At 69.4% G+C, this 22,517-nt stretch carries 22 protein-coding genes and 1 pseudogene; 9 read left to right on the top strand and 14 right to left on the bottom strand.

Annotated features, from left to right (window positions below; all coding sequences use genetic code 11):
* Positions 1–17 precede the first annotated feature (17 nt).
* The gene (locus ACZ6YG_RS27995) at positions 18–665 is read left to right on the top strand and encodes a hypothetical protein (protein ID WP_466019627.1); all 648 of its coding nucleotides are present in this window, start codon (positions 18–20) and stop codon (positions 663–665) included.
* A 91-nt stretch (positions 666–756) separates the two neighbouring features.
* On the opposite strand, the gene ACZ6YG_RS27990 is transcribed toward ACZ6YG_RS27995, so the two are convergent.
* A complete protein-coding gene (locus ACZ6YG_RS27990; protein WP_466019626.1) occupies positions 757–1,593 on the bottom strand; it encodes a PhzF family phenazine biosynthesis protein in 837 nt (278 codons plus the stop codon).
* Positions 1,594–1,749: 156 nt separating this feature from the next.
* Here ACZ6YG_RS27990 and ACZ6YG_RS27985 point away from each other — a divergent pair, with 156 nt between their 5' ends.
* Positions 1,750–2,157 (top strand): archease, encoded by a 408-nt coding sequence (locus ACZ6YG_RS27985; protein ID WP_466019625.1) that lies wholly within the window; start codon positions 1,750–1,752, stop codon positions 2,155–2,157.
* A 9-nt stretch (positions 2,158–2,166) separates the two neighbouring features.
* Here the strand turns inward: ACZ6YG_RS27985 and ACZ6YG_RS27980 are convergent, their stop codons facing one another.
* Positions 2,167–2,619 (bottom strand): ATP-binding protein, encoded by a 453-nt coding sequence (locus ACZ6YG_RS27980; protein ID WP_466019624.1) that lies wholly within the window; start codon positions 2,617–2,619, stop codon positions 2,167–2,169.
* Positions 2,616–2,873, bottom strand: coding sequence for a hypothetical protein (locus tag ACZ6YG_RS27975; protein ID WP_466019623.1), 258 nt, complete (start codon positions 2,871–2,873; stop codon positions 2,616–2,618). Before ACZ6YG_RS27975 ends, ACZ6YG_RS27980 begins: the two co-directional genes overlap by 4 nt.
* Before the next feature lie 286 nt (positions 2,874–3,159).
* On the opposite strand from ACZ6YG_RS27975, the gene ACZ6YG_RS27970 reads away from it, so the two are divergent.
* The 4 genes from ACZ6YG_RS27970 to ACZ6YG_RS27955 all read left to right on the top strand — a co-directional run bounded on the left by ACZ6YG_RS27970 (position 3,160) and on the right by ACZ6YG_RS27955 (position 6,199).
* Positions 3,160–4,017: a helix-turn-helix domain-containing protein gene (locus ACZ6YG_RS27970; protein WP_466019622.1), complete on the top strand. Its 858-nt coding sequence runs from the start codon at positions 3,160–3,162 to the stop codon at positions 4,015–4,017.
* Positions 4,018–4,055: 38 nt separating this feature from the next.
* Positions 4,056–4,292: a DUF397 domain-containing protein gene (locus ACZ6YG_RS27965; protein WP_466019621.1), complete on the top strand. Its 237-nt coding sequence runs from the start codon at positions 4,056–4,058 to the stop codon at positions 4,290–4,292.
* Positions 4,293–4,638: 346 nt separating this feature from the next.
* A complete protein-coding gene (locus tag ACZ6YG_RS27960) occupies positions 4,639–5,487 on the top strand; it encodes a hypothetical protein (RefSeq protein WP_219545142.1) in 849 nt (282 codons plus the stop codon).
* A gap of 94 nt (positions 5,488–5,581) precedes the next feature.
* Entirely contained in the window at positions 5,582–6,199 is a 618-nt protein-coding gene (locus ACZ6YG_RS27955; protein WP_466019620.1) for a protein-L-isoaspartate(D-aspartate) O-methyltransferase, read from the top strand.
* 15 nt (positions 6,200–6,214) lie between these two features.
* On the opposite strand, the gene ACZ6YG_RS27950 is transcribed toward ACZ6YG_RS27955, so the two are convergent.
* Positions 6,215–7,189, bottom strand: coding sequence for a CapA family protein (locus tag ACZ6YG_RS27950; protein ID WP_466019619.1), 975 nt, complete (start codon positions 7,187–7,189; stop codon positions 6,215–6,217).
* 124 nt (positions 7,190–7,313) lie between these two features.
* On the opposite strand from ACZ6YG_RS27950, the gene ACZ6YG_RS27945 reads away from it, so the two are divergent.
* Positions 7,314–7,748, top strand: a complete 435-nt coding sequence (locus ACZ6YG_RS27945; protein ID WP_148036854.1) for a CBS domain-containing protein — start codon at positions 7,314–7,316, stop codon at positions 7,746–7,748.
* A 100-nt stretch (positions 7,749–7,848) separates the two neighbouring features.
* On the opposite strand, the pseudogene ACZ6YG_RS27940 reads toward ACZ6YG_RS27945, so the two are convergent.
* The 7 genes and pseudogenes from ACZ6YG_RS27940 to ACZ6YG_RS27910 all read right to left on the bottom strand — a co-directional run.
* A pseudogene (locus ACZ6YG_RS27940) lies at positions 7,849–8,181 on the bottom strand (GMP synthase (glutamine-hydrolyzing)); the annotation flags it as partial.
* 81 nt (positions 8,182–8,262) lie between these two features.
* Complete coding sequence (locus ACZ6YG_RS27935) at positions 8,263–9,117, bottom strand: nucleotidyl transferase AbiEii/AbiGii toxin family protein (protein ID WP_466019618.1); 855 nt, start codon at positions 9,115–9,117, stop codon at positions 8,263–8,265.
* The gene (locus ACZ6YG_RS27930) at positions 9,114–9,716 is read right to left on the bottom strand and encodes a type IV toxin-antitoxin system AbiEi family antitoxin domain-containing protein (RefSeq protein WP_466019617.1); all 603 of its coding nucleotides are present in this window, start codon (positions 9,714–9,716) and stop codon (positions 9,114–9,116) included. Before ACZ6YG_RS27930 ends, ACZ6YG_RS27935 begins: the two co-directional genes overlap by 4 nt.
* 134 nt (positions 9,717–9,850) lie before the next feature.
* On the bottom strand, positions 9,851–11,422 hold the full coding sequence (gene guaA, locus ACZ6YG_RS27925) for a glutamine-hydrolyzing GMP synthase (RefSeq protein WP_396991028.1): 1,572 nt from the start codon (positions 11,420–11,422) through the stop codon (positions 9,851–9,853).
* 9 nt (positions 11,423–11,431) lie between these two features.
* Positions 11,432–12,922 (bottom strand): DUF885 family protein, encoded by a 1,491-nt coding sequence (locus tag ACZ6YG_RS27920; RefSeq protein ID WP_466019616.1) that lies wholly within the window; start codon positions 12,920–12,922, stop codon positions 11,432–11,434.
* A 10-nt stretch (positions 12,923–12,932) separates the two neighbouring features.
* On the bottom strand, positions 12,933–13,679 hold the full coding sequence (locus ACZ6YG_RS27915; protein ID WP_466019615.1) for an N-acetyltransferase: 747 nt from the start codon (positions 13,677–13,679) through the stop codon (positions 12,933–12,935).
* 12 nt (positions 13,680–13,691) lie between these two features.
* Entirely contained in the window at positions 13,692–14,165 is a 474-nt protein-coding gene (locus ACZ6YG_RS27910; protein WP_148036850.1) for an Lrp/AsnC family transcriptional regulator, read from the bottom strand.
* A gap of 64 nt (positions 14,166–14,229) precedes the next feature.
* Here ACZ6YG_RS27910 and ACZ6YG_RS27905 point away from each other — a divergent pair, with 64 nt between their 5' ends.
* The gene (locus tag ACZ6YG_RS27905) at positions 14,230–15,585 is read left to right on the top strand and encodes a pyridoxal phosphate-dependent decarboxylase family protein (RefSeq protein ID WP_466019614.1); all 1,356 of its coding nucleotides are present in this window, start codon (positions 14,230–14,232) and stop codon (positions 15,583–15,585) included.
* Here ACZ6YG_RS27905 and ACZ6YG_RS27900 read toward each other — a convergent pair.
* Both ACZ6YG_RS27900 and ACZ6YG_RS27895 read right to left on the bottom strand, forming a co-directional pair.
* Positions 15,575–17,251, bottom strand: coding sequence for an FAD-dependent oxidoreductase (locus tag ACZ6YG_RS27900; protein ID WP_466019613.1), 1,677 nt, complete (start codon positions 17,249–17,251; stop codon positions 15,575–15,577). The genes ACZ6YG_RS27905 and ACZ6YG_RS27900 overlap by 11 nt on opposite strands.
* The gene (locus ACZ6YG_RS27895; RefSeq protein ID WP_466019612.1) at positions 17,233–18,735 is read right to left on the bottom strand and encodes a succinic semialdehyde dehydrogenase; all 1,503 of its coding nucleotides are present in this window, start codon (positions 18,733–18,735) and stop codon (positions 17,233–17,235) included. Before ACZ6YG_RS27895 ends, ACZ6YG_RS27900 begins: the two co-directional genes overlap by 19 nt.
* A gap of 118 nt (positions 18,736–18,853) precedes the next feature.
* Between ACZ6YG_RS27895 and ACZ6YG_RS27890 the strand changes: the two genes are divergently transcribed.
* Positions 18,854–20,779, top strand: coding sequence for a beta-propeller domain-containing protein (locus tag ACZ6YG_RS27890; RefSeq protein WP_466019611.1), 1,926 nt, complete (start codon positions 18,854–18,856; stop codon positions 20,777–20,779).
* On the opposite strand, the gene ACZ6YG_RS27885 is transcribed toward ACZ6YG_RS27890, so the two are convergent.
* Positions 20,774–22,504, bottom strand: coding sequence for a glycerol-3-phosphate dehydrogenase/oxidase (locus ACZ6YG_RS27885; RefSeq protein ID WP_466019610.1), 1,731 nt, complete (start codon positions 22,502–22,504; stop codon positions 20,774–20,776). The genes ACZ6YG_RS27890 and ACZ6YG_RS27885 overlap by 6 nt on opposite strands.
* Positions 22,505–22,517 lie beyond the last annotated feature (13 nt).

Genomic DNA, 22,517 nt, shown 5'->3' with positions numbered 1-22,517 from the left:
CACGACAGGAGAACGCCGTGTCAGAGAATCCCTCCGAGAAGCATGGAACGTACCAAGAGTCAGAGGCGGTGGACCTCGCCTTCGGCGCATGGGTAGTGGCGCGGCAGGAACTGGAAGAGCAGCTCATCAAGGCAGCCGCGGACATCCATGTACACCTGGACAATCTCGTGGGCCACTATCAGGGCCTGGCGGCCGACACGGAATATATGTCGTCGCAGCAACAGGTATTCGATGACTGGCTCACTTACATAACGACCCTATGGGACGAGTACGACAAGGCCGCCAAAGAGCTTCGCAAGCACTCGGCCAAGTACACCACGACCCAGATCGACGAAGGCACACGCATCCACCAGAACCTCGCAGATCAGACTTCCAGCTTGTCGAGGGTGCTCCTCGGGCTCAATCTCTTCTTCTGGAATGTCCGCAACTGGCACGACGCGATCAAGCTCGAATCAGCCCACGACAAGTTCCTGGCCCAGCAGTCGTCCGGCCCCAACACCACTCCCCTGTCGTCAGCCTGGTTGAAACCCAAAGGCCTGGACACCGTGCGGAACCGCAAGGTGGGGCAAGTGATCGTCAGCCACGAAGCGCAGGACCAGAGCACCGACGTCACGGATGACGACATCAAGACGGTTCGGGCGCTGGCCAAGCGCATGGAGAAGTAGTTCTCACGCCGCCGCGGCACGGTCCGGGAGTACGCACGAGCCGGCGCTGCCGCCAGAGGAAGACCTCGTCAAGCACTCCTCAAGGCGACGGTCACAGCGCCACCGCCGTCCCCGTGACCGAGATGCCGATCGCCGGATCCGCGGGTATCGACACCGTGATGGTGCTCGGGCGGCCCATGTCATGGCCCTGGTACACGGTCACGGTCGCGGGCAGCGGGAGGAGTCCGAGAGCACGCAGATAGCCACCGAGCGCCGCCGCGGCGGCACCGGTCGCCGGATCTTCCACCACACCCCCTGGAGGGAAGGGGTTCCTGGCGTGGAACACATCGACCCGCTCCCGCCACACAAGGTCGATCGTCGTCCAGCCGGCTTCGGCCATCAGCTCGGCCAGGGCTGGGAAATCGTAGGTCAGGTCCGCGAGACGTTCACGAGTCGCGGCGGCGATGATCGGATGAGAAGCGCCGGCGTTGGCCACTCTCGGGGGCAGTCCGGAGTCGAGATCGGTTGACGACCAGCCCAGAACCGACAGGAGATCCTCAAGGAGCGCGCCATCCAGCGCTTCCACGCGTGGCGGAACGCTGACGAGGGTGGCGACGGTGTGACCGGCCGCGTTCACCGAAGTCGTCACCTTGATGGGCCCGGCCTGCGTGTGCATGAGCAGGTCTCCGGGCCCGTGCACGTCCGCGAAGGCCACTGCCGTCGCGATGGTGGCATGGCCGCAGAAGGGCACTTCCACCTTCGGGCTGAAATATCGAACCGAGAGAGTCCGGCCGGTCCGTTCTGTCACGAAGGCGGTCTCCGAGTAGCCGACCTCCGCAGCGACTTCGAGCATCTTCTCGGGGCCGACCCCGCCGGCGTCGAGGACGACTCCAGCGGGGTTTCCTCCGTCAGCTCGTTCACTGAAGGCCACGTATCGCAGTAGGTCCATGGTGAAACGCTAGGACCAAAACGTGAGCGCGGCGACCTCGCGGGCGAAGCGGGCCCGGACACACCGGCGGAATTGGGATGAACTCTTGAAGGTCAGGGGATTCCCGGCGGCGCGGGCACCTGCTGGAGTGGCGTTATGAGCCGGGGTGGTCATCGCGTGGTGCGGCATCCCGCCGACGTCGCGGTGGAGGCTTGGGCGGACTCCAGGGAAGGCTGCCTGGCCGAGGCGATGCGTGGCCTGGTGGAGAGCTTCGCCGACATCGAGAGGGCGCGGCCCGACGACAGCGTGACCTTCGTGGTGACCGAGGAGAGCGACGAAGAGGTGCTCGTCGCGGTGTTGCAAGAGGTGATCTACCAGATCGAGACGTTCGGCCGCCTGGCCGTGGACATGTCGATCGACGAGCCGACCGAGTTCCCGGTGGAGCGGGTGGAGGCGCGGCTGGCCACAGTCCCGCTGGAGACGGTGGAGCGGATCGGCGCGATGCCGAAGGCGGTCGGCACGCACAACCTGCGGTTCGGTTGGGTGGACGGGGTATGGCGGGCGCAGGCCGTGGTGGACGTCTAGGCGTCCGGCTCAGCCTGGTCGGCGTCGGGGCGATGAACCGAGGTCAGGCGTGTCGAGCATGTCCAGCGTGGACACCTCGGCCCACACCAGGTTCCACCGCCGCGGCACGGTCCGGGTTCCCCAGTTGATCGCCGTCTGCTGAACCAGCCACAGCCCCCGGCCACCGCAGTCATCGTCATCCGACCGACGGGGAAGAGGAACGGTCGCCGCCCCCTCGTCGATCACCTCGACCCTGGCCGTCACGGCGCTGACCTCGAAGACCTTCACTCTCACCAGCCCACCCGGCCGCCCGGACCCGGTGTGCAGCACGGCGTTCCCCACCAGTTCGCTCGCGACGAGCCGGGCGCCGTCCACCTCGCGATGCCCCGCCACCGTCAGGGCGTCTGCCACCCAGCGGCGAACCAGGCAGACCCAGGCCGCGCTCCCCGGAACCGTCAGGTCCACCAGTGCCCGCTCCCTCACTGCGCCACCTCCCACACCCGCTCGCACGCGGCCTCGTCCCGCGCGTCCACGCAACGGTCCCGGCCTCGCCCCCACGAGAACACCCACCTTTCGCCCTGAAGAGAGGCCCGTACGAGCAACGGCCCCGACACCCGCTGGACCGCGACGCACGGCTCATCGCGCCTCGGCAACTGCACCGAAACGGCCAGGCCGCGCCTCGCCAGGCCCCACGCGAGTCGGGTCAGGTGGTGGAACTGCTCGTGTTCCCGGGTCACCGTCGGCTGCGTGTCTCGGGTTCGCTTGCGTCGCATCGATCCAACCGCCCTTCATGTGCGGCACCGATCCAGCAGGTCGGGGGTACTGACACACGTTGTACGTCGTGCTGATCCACAACAACCGTGCCCTCGCGACGAAGGAAGCCGGGCGGAGAAACCTGGCCCTGTTCAAGCATTGCCCCTCGCAGAGTGTGCCTTGATGACTACTCTAAGTGCAAGATAGTTGGCAGGATGCACGCCGATCAGTTTTGCCCCAAAGATCGATAACGTTTCTTCCGGAGACGAGATGACAGCTCAGCGCAGCCCATCAGCACGACAGCGCCGCCTGGCCTCGGTATTGCGCGGCTTGCGCAAGGAGAAGGGGATGTCCCGCGAGACGGTCGCGGAGCTGATGGGGTGTTCGGCACCAACCATCACCCGCATCGAGGCAGCGACGGTGGGAGCGCGGATCGCTGATGTCACCATGCTGCTGGAGATCTACGAGGTGCCGGCGCACACAAGGGAAGTGCTTCTCCAACTCGCTCGCGATGCGCGGAAACGCGGCTGGTGGGACAAGCTGTCCGACACGATCCCGGAATACTTCCAGAGCTACGTGGGCCTCGAAGAGGACGCGTCATCCATCACCGGTTACGAGACCGAGTACGTACCCGGCCTCTTCCAGACGGAGGAGTACGCGCGCGCGATCATGAGCGCGGAACCGGCCCTGCCTTCTGAGGAGGAGTTGGCCCTCAGCCTCGCGATCCGGATGAAGCGTCAAGAGGTACTCAAGTCCGCATACCCACCCGAGATGTGGATGGTGCTGAACGAGGCGGTCATTCGGCGCGTGGTGGGCGAGGAAGGACTCATGCATCGTCAATTGCGCCACCTGCACGAACTGTCGTCGCAGAACTCCATCAACATCCAGGTGCTGCCCTTCTCCAGCGGAGCTCATCCCGCAATGAACGGGGGCTTCAGCATCCTGAAGTTTCCAAAACTCTCAGATCCAGACGTTGTGTACCTTGAGTATTGGAGGGGGAGTATCTACCTGGAAGAGCCTCACGACGTAAACGCCTACAATCGACTATTCGATCACCTTCGCGCACGGGCGCTCGGGCCAGATCAGACCCGACGTCTGATCGAGCAAGTGACTGGAGGGACGAGATGAGCCACCAGCGGGACACTGGGCCAGAGCGACCTTCCCCTTTGACCTGGCGAAAGTCCACGTTCTCGAACGGCACGGGCGGAAACTGTGTCGAAGTAGCGCTGTTAGACGACGATGACACCCAGGCGCTCGAAGCCGATCACAAAGCCGGCCACGGCCCCCTCGTCGCACTGCGCGACTCCAAAGACCCTGATGGACCCAGGCTGTACTTCACCCGCAGCGAGTTCGCCGCGTTTCGACACGGAATTATCGCAGGGGAGTTCGACGACATCGTTTGAGAGATCACTCCTGCAGAGGACGGCACACCCCGTCGGACGACCAAGCCGAGACCCGAGAACACCTCTCGTCCGAACGTCGCAGCGACTCCTACACCTGAAGGGGGGCATGATGACTGCATCTCCCGAGCTGAACGCCGCGTGGCGTAAAAGCAGCCTGAGCGGAAGCGGGTCTGATCGGCAAGCCATCCTTTACGGCCATCCACCTACTCAGGTTCAAGGTCCAGACCTTCTAGCCTTCCACCTATAAGGTCTCTCTTTCGCAACTCGCGTCGGAAGCTGTCAACGCCTCTCTTTCTTCGAACGTCACCCTTGCACTTGTTGCTGCTCCCTGGAGACTGTCGTGGCTATGAGAGACGGTGGCAACTCACGCAGATGGCTGTTGGTACTCGCCTCGCTGACCAGCCTGGTGATGGGAGGCGTCGCCGTTCTCATCGGCCTGGAGGCGATGAGCTGGGTCGCCTCGGGTGTAGCCGCGGTGTTCGGCGTAATCACTGCATCCAATGAGATCGCCCGCGCCGGCGGGGATGGCCCTTCGGACGCCCGCACTGGAGGAGAAAGCTCCCCGAACAGGCCGCGCCGCCTGACAGGCCAGGCGTGGACGGCCGTACTCGTAGGTGCGATGGCCGTGGTCTTCGGCGCGGCTGTTGCCTTCAGGCTCATCGTCAATCCGGTCGGATCGGAAACCCTCACCTGCCCGAAGCCTTCAGACCCGATTACCCAGGCCAAGGTGACGTCAGCCTCGACAGCCGCCTATCCCGACCTGAAGATCGAGTCGTTCGTTTACAACGTCACCTATAACGGCACGGACTTCATGCACCTGGAGGCAACCGGGCGGATCACCGGCAAAGTGCCGGAGGATCAGTTGTTGTATCCCTTCGGGTCCGCGGATCCCAGGACTCGCGACGCCTACGGCAATGCCGGCGTCGAAGGCCTGTTCTGGGGCAAGGACGAACTGATCGTGCCTGATCAGAACGGGTGCTGGTCCAAACCGCAACGCAGGTTCGGCGGCTATGCCGGCGCCCGGGGCCTTACGTTCTACTACCACCTGGGGCTCGTCCCGCACTCCCAGATCTCGTGTCTGGACAAGGTCCTCTCGACCAAGGACGCCGAGGACAATGGTGTGGAGGCTGCGGACCTGACCAGGTGCGGCGTCACTTTGCTCGGTTACGCCCACATCCCGACCGATCCCGTGTGAGCCATACCCCGGGTTCGCCAGGCGGGCCCATGCTCGTGAGCTGTTAGCGGCTCATGGGCCGGGGTAGCCGCGAGGCAGGGAGGAGGGCTCGACGATGCGCACGCTGGTGGAGGTCGTTCGGGAGAAGGGGATGACGGATCCCCGCCTGCTGGCCGCCTTCGCCGACACGCCGCGCCAGCGGTTCGTGCCTCCGGGCTCCGCCGCGCGCGCCCAGTTCGACGAGCCGATCCCGATCGGTCACGGGCAGCCGACCTCGCAGCCGTCTCTGGTCGCCCAGATGATCGACTCGTTGGGGCTCGCGGGCACGGAGACCGTCCTGGAGATCGGCAGCGGGTACGGCTATCAGACCGCCCTGCTGGCCCGACTGGCCAGGTGGGTCTATTCGCTGGAACGCCATGCCGACCTGGCTGAACACGCCCGCGCCAACCTGGCTGCGGCCGGTGTGACCAACGTCGAGGTGCTGGTCGGCGACGGCACCGCCGGCCTGCCCGCCCACGCGCCCTTCGACGCCGTCATCGTGTCGGCCGCCGCTCCGACGGTGCCCGCGCCACTGGTCTCGCAACTGGCCGAGGGCGGGCGGCTGGTCATGCCGATCACGGGTGAAGCGGCCGACATCGTCACGCTGTACACCAAGCGGCAGGGTCAGTTGGCGTGGCTGCGCCTCCTGACACCCGCCCGGTTCGTCCCTCTCATCGGCGAACACACGCGGTAAGCGATCATGCGGGCGTCATCCTCTCCGCAGGTCCACGATGAGCAGGTCGTCCTCCCAGACGGCCGCCGTGCCGAGCGCCTCGCACGCGCTGATGAAACGCCGGGCGAGCCAGGAGCGTTCCGCGCCCTCGGCCAGGACCGTGCGGCAGTAGTCGAGTTTGAGCGGCACGGCGCGCAGCCGTACCGGACCGAGCTCGTCGACGGTCACCAGGAACAGCAGCGACAGGTCGTTGCGCAGATCCGGGTCCACCGCGTAGTCGTCGATGAAGTCGCCCATGTCGTACAGGACCGGCGGCGCCACGCCGTGCGGGACGTGCGCGGAGTGGCCGGCGATCAGCGTCGCCCCGGCGTCGGTGAGGATCCTGGCCGCGCCGAGGATGTACGGCAGCGGCCCGGTCGTCATGTTGGGACCCCAGTGGGGCATGACCAGCACGGCGTCCGTTTCCGTACGCATCCTCGCCACCATGTCCGTCAGCCAGGCGGGGACGCCGGAGCGCAGGTCGGCGTAGGCGACGCCGGGCCGGTCGGGGGCGGCCGCGTAGTCGTCCGGGTGGTCGGTCACGGAGATGACGGCGATGCGCAGCCCCCGTGTGGCGAGAATGACCGGCTCGCGCGCCTGGTCCAGGGTGGCGCCCGCACCCGCCGCGCGGATCTCCACGCGTTCGAGATGGGCACGGGTGTCGAGCAGCGCGTCGTAGCCGTAGTCCAGCGCGTGGTTGTTGGCCAGCGTGACGCAGCTGACGCCGAGCTCGGCGAGCAGATCGACGGCCTGCGGCGGGGCGCGGAAATGGAAGACCTTGCCCGGCGCGAACATCGAGTCGCCGCGACTGGAGACGCAGCACTCCAGGTTGAGCAGGATGGCGTCGGCCTCGGACAGGTACTCGCGGACGCCGTCCGAGACGAACGCGTCCGGGGCGTTGTAATCGGCCAGCAGGTCCCCGACGCCACGACCGAGCATCGTGTCGCCCGCCAGCGCGAGCGTGACAACCACGAGGTTCCCCTGCCCTCGACGACGTGCTCAAACGCCCGGAAAACACCGCCGCCACCTGCAATGATCCGCCATCTGGGGGTAGGCGTCAGGTGGAAGCGCAAGCGACCTTCTCGGGGAGGCAGCGATGAGCACACCGGGAATCGGCAAGAAGGTCCAGGACGTGATGCACCAAGGGGTCGAGTGCATCGGCGAGCACGACAGCCTGCGCAGAGCCACGCAGATGATGCGTGACCTGTCGGTCGGCTCACTGCCGATCTGCGGGGACGACGACCGGCTCAAGGGCATCATCACGGACCGGGACATCGTGATCAAGTGCTGTGCCGAGGGCAAGGACCTCGACAGCACCACGGCCAGCGAACTCGCCCACGGCCTGGTGTGGGTGGAGGCCGACAGCAGCGTCGAAGAGGCGCTGGAGAAGATGGAGCAGCACCAGATCAGGCGGCTGCCCGTGATCGAGGACAAGCGGATCGTGGGCATGGTCAGCGAGGCCGACCTGGCCAAGGAACTCCCCGACAACAAGCTCGCGGAGTTCGTCCACCGGGTCTACGCGTCCTCCTGATCCTGCCGGGCGCGGGGGCCGTTCACACGGCCCCCGGTGCCTCGTTCACCGGAGAGCTCGCAGCGTGGGTTGACCGATGGCGGCCGTCGGAGGTGACCCGTCACTCCCACTCGATGGTGCCCGGGGGCTTGCTGGTGACGTCCAGCACCACCCGGTTGACCTCGCGCACCTCGTTCGTGATCCGCGTGGAGATCCGCGACAGCACGTCATAAGGCACCCGCGACCAGTCAGCCGTCATCGCGTCCTCGGACGTCACCGGCCGCAGCACCACCGGATGCCCGTACGTACGACCATCCCCCTGCACCCCCACAGACCGCACGTCGGCGAGCAGCACCACCGGGCACTGCCAGATCTCCCGGTCGAGCCCCGCCCGCGACAGCTCCTCACGAGCAATCGCATCGGCTTCACGCAGCAGGTCGAGACGGTCACGGGAAGTTCACCCCCGATGCGGACTCCTGATCAAGCCAGGCGCGGGCCCCTTGGTAGCCGGCAGGTGCCCTCCGCCAGTTGCGTCTCATGAAGCACTCCTCCGCGCCCAGAACGCGCGGAGCAGGTCGAGCGCACTGGCGAGATCTGGACTCGCGAAGGTCAGACCTTCGGCGATCTTCGGGTAGTCGGCCTTCCAGACAGGAGGCGGGTCCGGGATGAGCAGCGGAATGGGGTGGGTGCCTCGCACGGCGAAGACATGCTCCACCACCTTCACCAGCCCTTGATCGCAGGCAAGCCCATCCTCGATCAGCAAGATCAAGTCCACGAGGTCTTTCACTCTGGTGTTCGGTCGCGCATCGTAGTCCCGGGTGAGGGCGTGCAGTTTTTCGGCGAAGTGTTGGCGACGGTCCACTGATTCCATCATCCGCGGCGGGACGTCAGCGAATGCGAGCACACCCGGCAGGGTGATCCGCTCGGTAGCAGCCAACTCCTCACCGCGAAGGACGATGTCCAGCCGGATCTGAGCGAAGGTCTTCCCCGCGAGCGCGCCATCAACAGAGAACCGCCAGCCGGGCCGTCCAGCCGCATCGGCATTCAGCGCAAGAGGGCGCTGGACGGAGAACACGAAACTGTCACCATCGACGTCGGTTCCCAGTGTCTCGATCAACTCTTCCCGCACGACTTCGCCATCGATCAAGGAGTCCCGAAGTGCCAGATCCAGGTCCTTGGTTGCCCGTGCACGACCCTTCAGGCGGAACTCCAGGGATGCGCCGCCCTTGAGCACCCAGCGGTCCCCAGCGACGGAGAGCCTGGCGGAGATTCGGTCGAACACCGCGATCCTGCGCAGGCGACCGAGGTCGGTTCCGCTCTGGTCGGACTCTTGCCTGAGCCGCGACTCCAAGGCGCGACGGAGATCTACCGGGGTCGCATAGCGCTTCATGAACGCTCCGCGCGCAGGGCTCGCTCCACAGCGAGTTCGGCTCGGGGACCGGCTTGCTGGGCAGCCCTCAGGAGTTGACTCTTGGTCGCGGCGCCGCGATCGAGCAGGTCGGCGATGGCCGAGTCGATCACATCCTGATCGGCGCCGTCAGCAGCGGACTCCGCGATGGCGCGCACGGGTTTCGTCACCAGGAATCCCTCGTGCTCTTCGATCTGGTCTTCCGGGATCGTGGCCGTATGGAGGACCACCGCAGGACTTCGCCGGCGGAACCCGGGCGGAACCGTCAGGTGGGTCTTCGCGGGATTGGCAACGCCGAGATCGTGAACAGTGAGTGCCGTGACATGGGATACCACCGCGCGCCCCTGACTCCATAGCGCCCACCTGACGAGATGATCCTCTTCGCCGGCGGGAAGGTCGATGAACTCCCGGAAGCGGTAGACACCACGATCGACGCGGAGCCAGTTGCCACGGCGAACGTGGAAATACTGCGACTGGTAGGAGTAGCCGTCCTCAAGGGCCTGGGCCGCGGTGAAGTAACCCCGCTGACGCGCTGCGCGGCGCCACAGCCGTCCACGAGGCTTGTCCTGATGGGAGTGCACCCCACCAGCCTAACCACCCTAACAAAAAGTTGTAGTTCCACGGCGGCCTTGTCCGAAAAACTACAACTTCCTCTTAGTTTGAGCAGCGTGCGCCCGTCGCGGGTTGACCGATGGCGGCCGTCGGAGGTGACCCGTCACTCCCACTCGATGGTGCCCGGGGGCTTGCTGGTGACGTCCAGCACCACCCGGTTGACCTCGCGCACCTCGTTCGTGATCCGCGTGGAGATACGCGACAGCACGTCATAAGGCACCCGCGACCAGTCAGCCGTCATCGCGTCCTCGGACGTCACCGGCCGCAGCACCACCGGATGCCCGTACGTACGACCATCCCCCTGCACCCCCACAGACCGCACGTCGGCGAGCAGCACCACCGGGCACTGCCAGATCTCCCGGTCGAGCCCCGCCCGCGACAGCTCCTCACGAGCAATCGCATCGGCTTCACGCAGCAGGTCGAGACGCTCGCGCGTGACCTCGCCCACGATCCGGATCCCGAGACCCGGCCCAGGGAACGGCTGGCGCCACACCATCGCCGACGGCAGCCCGAGCTCCTCGCCGGCCCGCCGCACCTCGTCCTTGAAGAGCGTGCGCAGCGGCTCCACCAGCTTGAACTGCAGGTCCTCAGGGAGCCCGCCCACGTTGTGGTGGGACTTGATGTTGGCCGTGCCCGTGCCCCCGCCGGACTCCACCACGTCCGGATAGAGCGTCCCCTGCACCAGGAAGTCCACCGGGCCGTCGGCCATGATGGCGCGCTGCTCGTCCTCGAAGACCCGGATGAACTCCCGGCCGATGATCTTCCGCTTCTCCTCCGGGTCGGAGACCCCTTCGAGAGCCTTCAGGAAACGGTCCGAGGCGTCGACCACCCGCAACCGCACCCCGGTGGCGGCGACGAAGTCACGCTCAACCTGCTCCGCCTCCCCCTTGCGCAGCAGCCCGTGGTCGACGAAGACGCAGGTGAGCCGGTCGCCGATGGCGCGCTGGACGATGGCCGCGGCCACCGCGGAGTCGACGCCGCCGGACAGGGCGCAGATGGCGCGGCCGTCGCCGACCTGGCGGCGGACCGCCTCGACGGACTCCTCGACGATGTTGAGCATGGTCCAGCTGGGGCGGCAGCCGGCCGCTTCCAGGAAGTGCTTGAGCACCTGCTGGCCGTGCTCGCTGTGGAGGACCTCGGGGTGGAACTGCACGCCGTAGAGGCCGCGCTCGGGGTGCTCGAAGGCGGCGACCGGGGTCTCGCGGGTCGAGGCGGTCACCAGGAAGCCCTCGGGGGCGGCGGCGACGCTGTCGCCGTGGGACATCCAGACCTTCTGGGCCGACGGGAGGCCCGCGAAGATCACGCCCTCGTCGAGGACCTCCAGGGAGGTGCCGCCGTACTCGGCGACGCCCGTGCGGGCCACCTCGCCGCCCAGCGCCCTCGCCATCGCCTGGAAGCCGTAGCAGATGCCGAACGTGGGCACCCCGGTCTCGAAGAGGCCGTGGGGCACGTCGGGGGCGTTGTCGGCGTAGACGGACGAGGGACCGCCGGACAGGATGATCGCCTTGGGGTTCTTCGCCATCATCTCCTCGACCGTCATGGTCGACGGGACGATCTCGGAGTAGACGTGGCACTCGCGCACCCGCCTGGCGATGAGCTGCGCGTACTGCGCGCCGAAATCGACCACCAGGACCGTGTCGAACTCAGACACCGAAGGAACCCCCCAAAGGCGAATGCGGTGCACTCAGTCTATCGACAGCAGACCGAGCGGCGGCGACCCGAGGTCGAGCAGGACCTTGTGGAAGCGCTGGAGGGTGAAGCCCGCGCCCCACGCCTGCCTGGCCTGCTCGCGCAGATCCATGATGATCAGCTTGCCCCAGGTGTAGCGGCCGTACGTGGGATCGAAGGTGGCCCGCCTGGCCTCGGCCATCGCGGCGGGGCCCGCCAGGTGGGTGTGGGAGGCGAAGCGGGCGGCCGCGTCCTCGACGGTCATCGCGCCGGTGTGCACGCCGATCGCGCAGGCCAGCCGGGTGACGCGGATGAGCGCCTCCACCCAGACGCCGATCTCGAAGCGCGGGTCGTCCGCCTCGAACCCCTCCTCGACGCAGAGCTCCTCGGCGTAGTGCGCCCAGCCCTCGGCGAACGAGAACGACTGCAGCAGCCGCCGCACGTCCGACGGCGCCCGGCGCAGGGCCAGGCCGTGGGAGAAGTGGCCGGGCGCGACCTCGTGCACGTTGATGGCGGGCAGCGTGGTCTCGCTGAAGACCTCCAGCCACTCGTCGACGTCCTGTCTCGGCCAGGACGGGTCGGGCGGGGTGATGTGGTACCAGGACGGGCCTTCGGGTTCGCCGGGGGCGTTCCACGACATCATCGCCATCGCCCAGCGGCGTGACTCGGGGGCGAGGCCGACCAGGCACGTGCCGTCGTGGTAGGGCACCAGGTCCTTCTCGCGGGTGAACGCGATGGCCTTCTCGGTGCCGATCCTGGCCGCCTCGATCACGCCGTCGGCGTCGGGGTGCTGCTTGACCAGCTCGCGGACCACGTCCAGCGGCGGCCTGCCGCCCTGGCCGAGCCGGTCGCAGGCGTCGGCGAGGCGGGCCGTCAGGCGGTCGCGCTCGGCGTCGGCGCGCTCGGCCAGCCTGCCCAGGTCGACGTCCAGGCCCTCGACGGTGCCCATGAGCCGGGCCAGGGCGTCCGCGCCGAGCGCGGCGTCCGGGTCGCCGGTCTCCGCCGCCCGCTCGACGTGGGCGACCAGGCGGGCGTGCGCCTCCAGAGCGGCCTGGTCGGTGACGCCTGCGGCCAGGCCCTTGACCGCGCCGAGCAGGGACTGCGCCACGGGGGCGCTGACCTGGTCGAGCGAGGCGGTCGCGTGCCGTACCGCTTCCGGCCAGAGCGCCAGGTGGGCGGCCTTGGCGGCGGCGCGCTGCTCCTCGGGGCCGTAGTCGCGGTCGTAGCAGGCGAGGTCCAGGTTGGACAGGTGGAGCAGCGGGTTCTTGCGGTGCAGCGCGAGCTCGCCGAGCTCGAAACGCAGGCCCTCCTCGAAGACCTGGAGGTGGCGGGCGTCGTGGGGGTCTTCCGGCAGGTCGCCGTCGCCGAGCCGGGTCAGGCCGGCGCGCACGCCCTCGGGAGACAGGTCCTGGATGGCGCCGTCGTACTCGTGCCGTCCGCCTGACTCGCGTGCTTCCGGGACCATCAGGTCGGTGATGGCCCGCAATCTGGGCTGAAGTTCCGTCATGCCGGAAACGCTAGCGGCCGAGTGGGTGGCTGACCCAGACGTTGGGCTCGACGTAGACGGCGTGATCGTGGCCGGGTTCGACGTGGACGGGGTTGAGCGCGCCCGGCACCTCCGCCGGGCCCGGCCGGTCGAACGGCAGGCCGGTCCACCCGCGCCACTCGGCGAGCGTGCCGGCGATCGTCATCGAGCGCGGCGCCACCTTGACGATCTCGCCGCCCGCCCGTACGTGGACGCGCAGCCACGGGTCGTGCGGCAGGCCGTCGGGGCGGGTGCGGAAGGCGTACTCCGCCATGGGGGTGTGAGGCTCCAGGTGCTTGTGGTTGGGGCGGACCGGCGCTACCAGCTCGCCGAAGCCGAGGCGGGCGGCGTTGGCGCGCATGGCGGCCACCATGAGCGGCGAGACGCCCTTGCCGAGCAGGTCGCGGCGGACGGTGATCTCCAGGGCGGAGATCCGGCCGGGGCGCTCGCCGCGCTCGCGGGCCAGCCAGGCGCGCCTGATGACGCCGTCCCAGCCGTCGTCGGGCAGCTCGCCGTCCTTGAGCGTGAACGGCATCGTGCAGCCCCGGGCGGCCAGCCGGCCCGGCTCGGCGTCGTCGTCGGCGACCAGGACGTAGTCGGTGTAGGCCGTGTCGGCGACCGCGTAGAAGAAGTCGGCGATCGGGTCCTTCATCATGAACTCCGGCCAGGAGTGGTCCATGTCCCACAGGGTGGGGATGAACTCGGGGCGCTCGGAGAGGGTGGTGATCCGCAAGGCCATGGGCGGATATTTTCACATTTCGGAGGGCCGCTGGACGGGTTGATCCTCACTCTTGAAGATCAAGGTGGTCTGCAGGTGCACGATCTCGGGCCGTACCAGGAACCTCTCCAGGCAGAGCCGGTGCAGGTGCTCGGCGTCGGCCACGGCCACGTGCACCAGGAAGTCCTCGGCGCCGGCCACGTGGAAGAGCGTGATCGTCTCGGGCAGCGACAGCACGAAGCTCCGCAGCGGGTCGACGAGCTGGCTGGTGTGCGGCCGTACCCGCAGCGCGAGCAGCGCCTGCAGCGGCCGGCCCAGCTTGGCGATGTCGACCGAGGCGCGGAAGCCGGTGATGATCCCGCGCCGCCGCAGCGCGCGCACCCGTTCGAGCGCGGTGGAGGGCGCGACGCCGAGCCGCTCGGCGAGATCCTTGTTCGGCAGCCGGGCGTCGCGCTGCAGTGCCGCCAGGATGGCCAGGTCGATCGAATCCAGTTCGGCGTTATGCATGGAAATTGCCCTCCAATTCGGCAACACTAGCCGCAAGCCGACGATGTCCTCACTATTTCGAGATATGTGGAACGTTGAGGAGTTCACCGAGTCGGCCGGCATCACGGTCGAGGAGCTGTCCGCCTACGTGGCGGAGAGCCAGCGGGGCGAGGCCCCCGTGCTCAGGCGCACGCCGCCGCGCGAGCTGGCGGACCGGCTGGGCCTGCGTGAGCTGATCGTCAAGGGCGGCATGACCCCCGCGTCGTACCGCGGCTTCCTGCGCGCCTTCCTCGCCGAGAGCACGCGGCTGCACCACCCGGCGTTCCTGGCCCACCAGACCGCCTCCCCCGACTTCCCCGCCGCGCTGGCCGACCTCGTGCACGGCGCGATCAACAACCCGATGAACATCTACGAGATGGGCGCCTCGGCGGCCACGGTCGAGTTCGAGGTCCTGCGCTGGATGCTGGACAAGGTGGGCTTCCCGGCCGGCGGCGGCGTGCTGACGCACGGCGGCTCGCTGGCCAACCTGACGGCGATGCTGGCGGTCAGGGCCCGGGTGGCGCCGGAGGCGTGGGAGGAGGGCGTGCCGGGCGACCTGGTGATCCTGGCCTCGCCGTCGGCGCACTACTCGATCTCCCGCGCGGTCTCGATACTCGGGCTCGGGCAGCGCGCGGTGGTGCCGCTGGAGACGGACGAACTGGGCCGGATCGACCCGGCCAGACTGCCGGACATCTCGGGCAAGCGGGTGATGGCGCTGGTCGCGGCGGCCTGCGCCACCGGCACCGGACTGTACGACGACCTGCGGGCGATCGGCGAGTGGTGCCGCGAGCGCGAGGTCTGGTTCCACGTCGACGGCGCGCACGGCGCCTCGGCCCTGCTGTCGGACCGGCACGCCCACCTGCTCGACGGCATCGGGCTGGCCGACTCGGTGATCTGGGACGCGCACAAGATGCTGCGCACCTCGGCCCTGTCGGCGGCGGTGCTGGTGCGCAGGGAGAGCGACCTGGACGCGGCCTTCAAGCAGGAGGCCAGCTACCTGTTCTACGGCGACCAGGGCTTCGACCAGATCGCCCGTACGGTCGAGTGCACCAAGGCCGAGCTGGGGCTGAAAGTGTTCATGAACCTGGCCTGGCGCGGCGAGCGCGGCCTCGGCGACTACGTGGCCTCCCGGTACGACACCGCCCACCGGTTCTGGGAGCTGGCCCGCGAACGCCCCGGGTTCACGGTGCCGTACGAGCCGGAGAGCAACATCGTGTGCTTCCGCCACGGCGACGGCGACCAGGTCGCGATCCGCGAACGGCTGATGCGCGACGGCACCTTCTACCTCACCTCGACCGAACTGGCCGGGGTCCGCCACCTGCGGATCACGGTGATGGCCCCGGCCACGGACGACGCCACGCTGACGGCGCTCCTGGACGAGATCGAGGCGGTCAGCGGGTGATCAGCCGGAGCGCGGCGGGGGCCGTGGCGGGGACCGCTGGGGAGCGCGGGGGGATCGGGGGCAGGGGCCGGTAGGCCGTGCCGAGCGGCGGGCGGGCGTCGGGCTCGCCCGCGTTCGGCCAGAGCGCCATGGCCCGCTCGGCCAGCGCGGTGATGGTCAGCGACGGGTTCACGCCCAGGTTGGCGGCGACGGAGGACCCGTCCACGACGTGCAGGCCCTCGTACCCGTAGAGCCGGTGGTACGGGTCGATCACGCCTTCCCCCGGCGAGGCGCCGATCGCGCAGCCGCCGAGGAAGTGGGCGGTCGCGGGGATGTCGAACAGGTCCAGCCACGACCCGCGCGGCTCGCCGCCGACCTCCTCGGCCCCGATCCGCACCGCCTCGTGGCCCGCCGGGATCCAGGTGGGGTTCGGCTCGCCGTGCCCCCGGGTGGAACGCAGCCCGAACCGGCCGCGCCGTACCGTGATCGAGTTGTCCTTGGCCTGCATGACCAGCGCGATCAGCGACCGCTCGGACCAGCCGCGCAGGTCGAGCAGCCCGAGCGCGCGCAGCGGACGGCGGGCGGCCTCGCGGGCGAACGCCTTCCACCGGTTCTGGCCGCCGTCGATCAGCAGCGTGCGCAGCAGGCCCATCGCGTTGGAGCCGTCGCCGTAGCGGACCGGCTCGATGTGCGTCTCGGCGTCCGGGTGGAAGGACGAGGTGATCGCCACCCCGGCGTTGAGCTTCTCGCCGCCGCGCGACGGCCGCTCGAAGCCGAGCAGCGCCTCGGAGTTGGTACGGGTGAGCGTGCCCAGCCGGGGCGAGATCCGGGGCAGCGTGCCGTCGTCGCGCAGCCGGTGCAGCAGTCGTTGCGTGCCCCAGGCCCCGGCCGCGAAGATCACCTGCCGGGCGGTGAAGACCCGGCGCCGCCTGGCCGAGCCGGTCCGCCGGGCCAGCACCTCGTAGCCGCCGGACGGCAGCGGGCGCACCGAGGTGACCGTGCACTCGGCGTAGACCTGGGCGCCGGACCGCTCGGCCAGGTAGAGGTAGTTCTCGGTGAGCGTGTTCTTGGCGCCGTGGCGGCAGCCGGTCATGCACTCGCCGCACTGGACGCAGCCGCGCCGTTCGGGGCCCGCGCCGCCGAAGTACGGGTCGGCGCCGTCGGGCCCGAAGTAGACGCCGACGGGGGCCGGGCGGAACGTGCCGCCCACGCCCATCCGATCGGCGATCTTCAGCATCACCGCGTCAGCCGGGGTGTGCGCGGGGTTGGGCGTCACCCCGAGCATCCGCTTGGCCTGGTCGTAGTAGGGCGCCAGCTCGGCCTTCCAGTCGGTGATCGAGGCCCACTGCGGGTCGCGGTAGAACGGGTCGAGCGGCTCGTACAGCGTGTTGGCGTACACCAGCGACCCGCCGCCCACGCCCGCTCCGGCGAGCACCATCACGCCGGTGCCCTTCTCACCGCGGAGCAGGTGGATGCGCTGGATGCCCTTCATCCCCAGCCACGGCGCCCACAGGAAGTCGCGCAACCGCCAGGAGGTCGCGGGCAGCGAGGACCGGTCGAAGCGCCGCCCCGCCTCCAGCACCGCGACCCGGTAACCCTTCTCGGCCAGCCGGAGCGCCGAGACGCCGCCGCCGAACCCGGAGCCGATGACGACGACGTCGAACCCGCTCACTTGACCCTCAGCCACTTCATCACCTTGAGCGTGGTGGTCAGCACGTCCGCCCACGTCTCCTGGGCCAGGTCGAACGGCGGCTCGATGCGCAGCCAGGACGCCTGGGAAGCCACGGTCTGCGACTCGGTGTAGCGCAGCAGGCCCTCCGTGCCGTGCCTGCGGCCCAGGCCGGACGCCTTCATGCCGCCCATCGGGGCGTCGTAGGAGGCGTACGCGGCGCCGTACCCCTCGTTGATGTTGACCGTGCCGGTCTTGATCCGGGCGGCGAGCGCGCGGCCGCGGGAGGTGTCGGAGGTCCAGATGGAGGCGTTCAGGCCGTAGGCCGTGTCGTTGGCCAGCTCGACCGCCTCGTCGTCGGAGGCGAACGGGTAGAGCGACACCACCGGGCCGAACGTCTCGTCGCGGCAGAGCTCCATGTCGTCGGTGACCCCGGTCAGCACGGTCGGTTCGTAGAACAGCGGCCCGAGGTCCGGCCTGGCCTTCCCGCCGGCGAGCACGGTCGCGCCGCGGGCCACGGCGTCGTTGACGTGCCGGGTGACGGTCTCCAGCTGGTGGCGGTGGGTCAGCGAGCCCATCTGGACCGACCAGTCGCGGCCGGGGGCGAGCTTCATGTTGCGCACCTGGCGGGCGAAGCGGTCGGCGAACGCCTCGAACAGCGACGTGTGCACGTACAGCCGCTCGATCGAGACGCACAGCTGGCCCGCGTTGGCGAAGCACGCGCGGATCGCGCCCTGCACGGCCAGGTCCAGGTCGGCGTCGTCGAGCACCAGCATCGGGTTCTTGCCGCCGAGCTCCAGCGAGCAGCCGACGAGCCGCTTGGCCGCCTCCTCGGCGATCTTCCTGCCGGTGCGGGTGGAGCCGGTGAAGGCCACGTAGTCGGCGCCGTCGAGCAGCGCCTCGCCGATCTCGTCAGGCTCGCCGGGCACGACCTGCCAGAGGTCGCGCGGCATGCCGAGCTCCACCAGCAGGTCGACGGCCCACCGGGTGGACAGCGTGGTCTGGGTGTCGGGCTTGTGCACCACCGCGTTGCCGGCCAGCAGCGCGGGCACGGCGTCGGTGACGCCCAGCGACAGCGGGTAGTTCCACGGCGAGATGAGCGCGACCACGCCCTTGGGCCGGCGCAGCTCGCTCACCCGGGTGGCGATCGGGAACACGCCCTTGCGCCCCTGCGGGGCGAGCAGCCCGGGCGCCCGGCGGGCGTAGTAGAGCACGCAGCCCGCGACGTCGAGCACCTCCTCGAAGGCGTGCGAACGGGCCTTGCCCGTCTCGTCCTGGAGCAGGTCGAGGATCTCCTCGCGCCGGTCCAGGATCACGTCGTGCAGCCGCAGGAACGGCTTCACCCGCTCCTGCGCGGGCCTGGCCGCCCACTCCTCCTGCGCCGCCCGCGCTCTGCGGTACGCCTCGCGCACATCTTCCGCGCCGGCCAGGGGGAGTTCGGCGAGGGGTTCGCCGGTGAACGGAGCGATGATCTGCCGGGTTCTGCCGGTGGTGACGTGCATGCCAGAAGGATATTCGGGTTGGCTACCGACCGGTAGTTATCGGCAACGGACGTCGGCGCACCGCGGAGAGCCGATCTTCACCCTTGAACCGGCCGCCGGGCTGATCCGTTGTGAGGGCATGAAGACGCTCACCCGGCCGATCGCGGCTGCCGCCGCGCTCGTGGCGGCTCTCGCCGCCTGCACCTCGGCACCTCCTGACAAGGTGCCCAGCACCCCGCTCGGGCAAGTCCGCCTGGTCTCCTACAGCGACTGCGACGAGCTGCTGGCCGGGTTGCGCGACAAGGCGGCCGCGAACGTGGGCCCGTGGGGCTTCGGCGGCCCGCAGATCATGTACATGGAGGACGCGACGGCGGCCAGGGACAGCACGGCCAAGGCGACCCCCGACCACTCCACCACGAACGTGCACGAGGCCGGCGTGGACGAGCCCGACCTGGTCAAGACCGACGGCGACCGCGTCTTCACCGTCAGCGGCGGCGTCCTCCGGGTCATCGACACCGCCACCAGGAAGGTCACCGGCTCGCTCGACCTGAAGGGCGACGACGGCGGCTACTCCCCCGCCGACCTGCTCGTCTCCGGTGACCGGGCGCTGGTGCTGCTCCAGGGCGGCGGCATGGCCACCACCCGGATCGCCGACGGGTTCGCGCCGCCGGGCCAGACCCGGTACGTGCTCGTCGACCTCGCGGGCGAGCCGAAGGTGATCGGTTCGATCAAGCCCGAGGGCGCCCACGTGGACGCCCGCATGGTCGGCTCAACGGTCCGGCTCGTCACCCGCGGCCAGCCCGCCATCGCCTTCCCCGAGGCCAAGGAGAACGTCGGCGAGGCCGAGCGCAAGGCCATGAACCAGGCCGTGGTCCGCGGCGCCCCGCTGACCGCCTGGCTGCCCGAGATCGAGATCACCGACGCGTCGGGCGCCGTCAGGAAGGCCACGGTGCCGTGCGAGCGGGTCAGCCACCCGGCCGAGTACACCGGCACCTCGATGCTCACCCTGCACACGCTCGACCTGGCCCAGGGCGTCACCGCCGCCGGGTCGGACCCGATCGCGCTGGCCGCCGACGGCGACATCGTCTACGGCACCGGCCAGAGCCTGTACGTGGCGAGCAACCCGCGCTGGTGGTGGCCGGTCCAGCCGGTGGACGTCGAGCAGGCCCCGGCGACCGAGCCCTCACCGGACGAGCCCACCCCTGGAGGGCCGCCGCCCGAGGAGACCGAGGTGCACCGGTTCGACGTCTCGGGGCCGGGCGCGCCCTCGTACGCGGCCTCCGGCAAGGTGCCGGGGCGGCTGCTGAACCAGTACTCGCTGTCGGAGCACGACGGCCACCTGCGCGTCGCCACCACGCTCGGCTCCGCCGACGGCAGGAGCAGCTCCAGCAGCGTGCACGTGCTCGACGCCGCCGGCATGAAGACCGTCGGCCAGGTCGGCGGGCTGGGCAAGGGCGAGCGGATCTACTCGGTCCGGTTCATCGGCCCGGTCGGCTACGTCGTCACGTTCCGCCAGGTGGACCCGCTCTACACGCTGGACCTGCGCGACCCGGCCGCCCCGAAGGTCACCGGCGAGCTGAAGATCACCGGCTACTCGGCGTACCTGCACCCGGCGGGCGACGGGCGGCTGATCGGCGTCGGGCAGGAGGCCAGCACGGAGGGCCGGACGCTCGGCACGCAGATCTCCCTGTTCGACGTCGCCGACCCGGCGAACCCGCGCAGGCTCTCGCAGCTGTTCCAGAAGGACTCCGGCTCCGAGGCCGAGTGGGACCCGCACGCGTTCCTCTACTGGCCGAAGACCGGCACCGCGGTCATCCCCCTCAGCAGCCACGCCGACGGCACGTTCGAGACCGGCGCGACCGTACTGAAGATCACCGACTCCGAGGTGACCAGGACGGGCACGATCCAGCACCCGAGCCGCACCGAGCAGGGCCTCGCCTACCAGCCCGGCATCCAGCGCTCGATGGTGATCGGCGACGCGATCTGGACGTTCTCGTACGAGGGCGCGCAGGTCAACGACCTGGCCACGCTCGCGAAGCAGGCGTGGATCCCGCTCACCTCATGACGAGGGCTCGACCGGCACGATCTCGGGGGCGCCGAGCCTGATGGCGTCGGCCTCCTGGTCGGTGTCCTGCTCCTGCGACAGGCGCTCGGCCTCGATGCGCTTGGTGTAGTACTCGACCTCGCGCTTGACCTGCTCGTCGTCCCAGCCCAGCGGGCCGGCGAGTAGTTCGGCCGCCTCCTGGGCGACGGCCGTGCCGCGGTGGAAGGTCTCGATGGAGATGTGCGTGCGCCTGGTCAGCACGTCGTTCAGGTGGCGGGCGCCCTCGTGGGTGGCGGCGTAGACGATCTCGGCCCGCAGGTAGTCGTCGGCCCCGTGCAGCGGTTTGCCCAGCGACGGGTCGGCCTCGATCAGCGCCAGCACCTCGTCGATCATCGAGCCGTACCGCTGCAGCAGGTGCTCGATCCTGGCCACGTGCAGGCCGGAGTCGTACGCGATCCGGTGACGCGAGTTCCACAGCGCCTGGTAGCCCTCCGCCCCGGCCAGCGCGATGCGGTCGGTGCACGAGGGCGGCACCCGCTGGTCGAGCCCGTGGGCGACGGCGTCGACGGCGTCCTTGGCCATCACCCGGTAGGTGGTGTACTTGCCGCCCGCGGTCATCACCAGGCCCGGCACCGGGTGCGCGACCACGTGCTCGCGCGACAGCTTGGACGTCTGGTCCGACTCGCCGGACAGCAGCGGCCGCAGTCCCGCGTAGACGCCCTCCACGTCGTCCCTGGTCAACGGCACCGACAGCACCTCGTTGACGTGGTCGAGCAGGTAGTCGATGTCGGCACGGGACGCGGCGGGGTGCGCCTTGGTCAGGGTCCACTCGGTGTCGGTGGTGCCGATGATCCAGTGGCGGCCCCACGGGATGACGAACAGCACGGACTTCTCCGTACGGAGGATGAGCCCGGTGCGCGAGTGGATGCGGTCGCGCGGCACCAGCAGGTGGATGCCCTTGGAGGCGCGCACGTGGATCTGGCCGCGCCCGCCGACGAGCTCCTGGATGTCGTCGGTCCAGACGCCGGTGGCGTTGACCACCTGCTGCGCGCGCACGTCCAGCTCGTCGCCGGACTCCAGGTCGCGCACCCGCACGCCGGTGACCCGCTCCCCCTCGCGCAGGAACCCGACCGCCTGGGCGCGCGGCGCCACGTGGGCGCCGTAGGTGGCGGCGGTGCGCAGCAGCGTCATCACGTAGCGGGCGTCGTCGACCTGCGCGTCCCAGTACTGCACGGCGCCGGTGAAGGCGGACTTCCGCAGCGCCGGGGCCAGCCGCAGCGCCCGCTTCCTGGACAGGTGGCGGTGCCCCGGCACGCCCCTGGTGAGCCCGGAGGCGAAGCCGAGCGTGTCGTAGAGCATCACGCCCGCTCCCACGTACGGGCGCTCCCACCCGAAGTGGGTCAGCGGGAACAGGAAGGGCACCGGCCGGACCAGGTGCGGGGCGATGCGCTGCAGCAGCAGCGCCCGTTCCTGCAACGCCTCGCGGACCAGGTCGAAGTTGAGCTGTTCGAGATAGCGCAGGCCCCCGTGGATCAGCTTGGACGAGCGCGAGGAGGTGCCCGACGCGAAGTCGCGGGCCTCGACGAGCCCGACCTCCAGCCCTCGCGTGGCGGCGTCGAGCGCGATGCCCGCGCCGACCACCCCGCCGCCGACCACGACCACGTCCAGCTCGCGCGACGCCATCGCCGCCAGCGCCGCCCCCCGCTCGACGGGCCCGAGCCGGGCCACGCACTTACCCGCGGCCATCCGCATTCCCCCT

The organism is Nonomuraea sp. NPDC054003 (assembly GCF_055585125.1).
This window is presented reverse-complemented; position numbering and strand designations above follow the sequence as displayed.

What these genes read in the sequence shown, in the direction of transcription:
- ACZ6YG_RS27915 (WP_466019615.1), bottom strand. Translation starts at nt 13,679, where the DNA reads ATGGCCTTGCGGATCACCACCCTCTCCGAGCGCCCCGAGTTCATCCCC.
- ACZ6YG_RS27920 (WP_466019616.1), bottom strand. Translation starts at nt 12,922, where the DNA reads ATGACGGAACTTCAGCCCAGATTGCGGGCCATCACCGACCTGATGGTC.
- ACZ6YG_RS27895 (WP_466019612.1), bottom strand. Translation starts at nt 18,735, where the DNA reads ATGCACGTCACCACCGGCAGAACCCGGCAGATCATCGCTCCGTTCACC.
- ACZ6YG_RS27955 (WP_466019620.1), top strand. Translation starts at nt 5,582, where the DNA reads ATGCGCACGCTGGTGGAGGTCGTTCGGGAGAAGGGGATGACGGATCCC.
- ACZ6YG_RS27970 (WP_466019622.1), top strand. Translation starts at nt 3,160, where the DNA reads ATGACAGCTCAGCGCAGCCCATCAGCACGACAGCGCCGCCTGGCCTCG.
- ACZ6YG_RS27905 (WP_466019614.1), top strand. Translation starts at nt 14,230, where the DNA reads ATGTGGAACGTTGAGGAGTTCACCGAGTCGGCCGGCATCACGGTCGAG.
- ACZ6YG_RS27990 (WP_466019626.1), bottom strand. Translation starts at nt 1,593, where the DNA reads ATGGACCTACTGCGATACGTGGCCTTCAGTGAACGAGCTGACGGAGGA.
- ACZ6YG_RS27885 (WP_466019610.1), bottom strand. Translation starts at nt 22,504, where the DNA reads ATGGCCGCGGGTAAGTGCGTGGCCCGGCTCGGGCCCGTCGAGCGGGGG.
- ACZ6YG_RS27910 (WP_148036850.1), bottom strand. Translation starts at nt 14,165, where the DNA reads ATGCATAACGCCGAACTGGATTCGATCGACCTGGCCATCCTGGCGGCA.
- ACZ6YG_RS27960 (WP_219545142.1), top strand. Translation starts at nt 4,639, where the DNA reads ATGAGAGACGGTGGCAACTCACGCAGATGGCTGTTGGTACTCGCCTCG.
- ACZ6YG_RS27890 (WP_466019611.1), top strand. Translation starts at nt 18,854, where the DNA reads ATGAAGACGCTCACCCGGCCGATCGCGGCTGCCGCCGCGCTCGTGGCG.
- ACZ6YG_RS27945 (WP_148036854.1), top strand. Translation starts at nt 7,314, where the DNA reads ATGAGCACACCGGGAATCGGCAAGAAGGTCCAGGACGTGATGCACCAA.
- ACZ6YG_RS27935 (WP_466019618.1), bottom strand. Translation starts at nt 9,117, where the DNA reads ATGAAGCGCTATGCGACCCCGGTAGATCTCCGTCGCGCCTTGGAGTCG.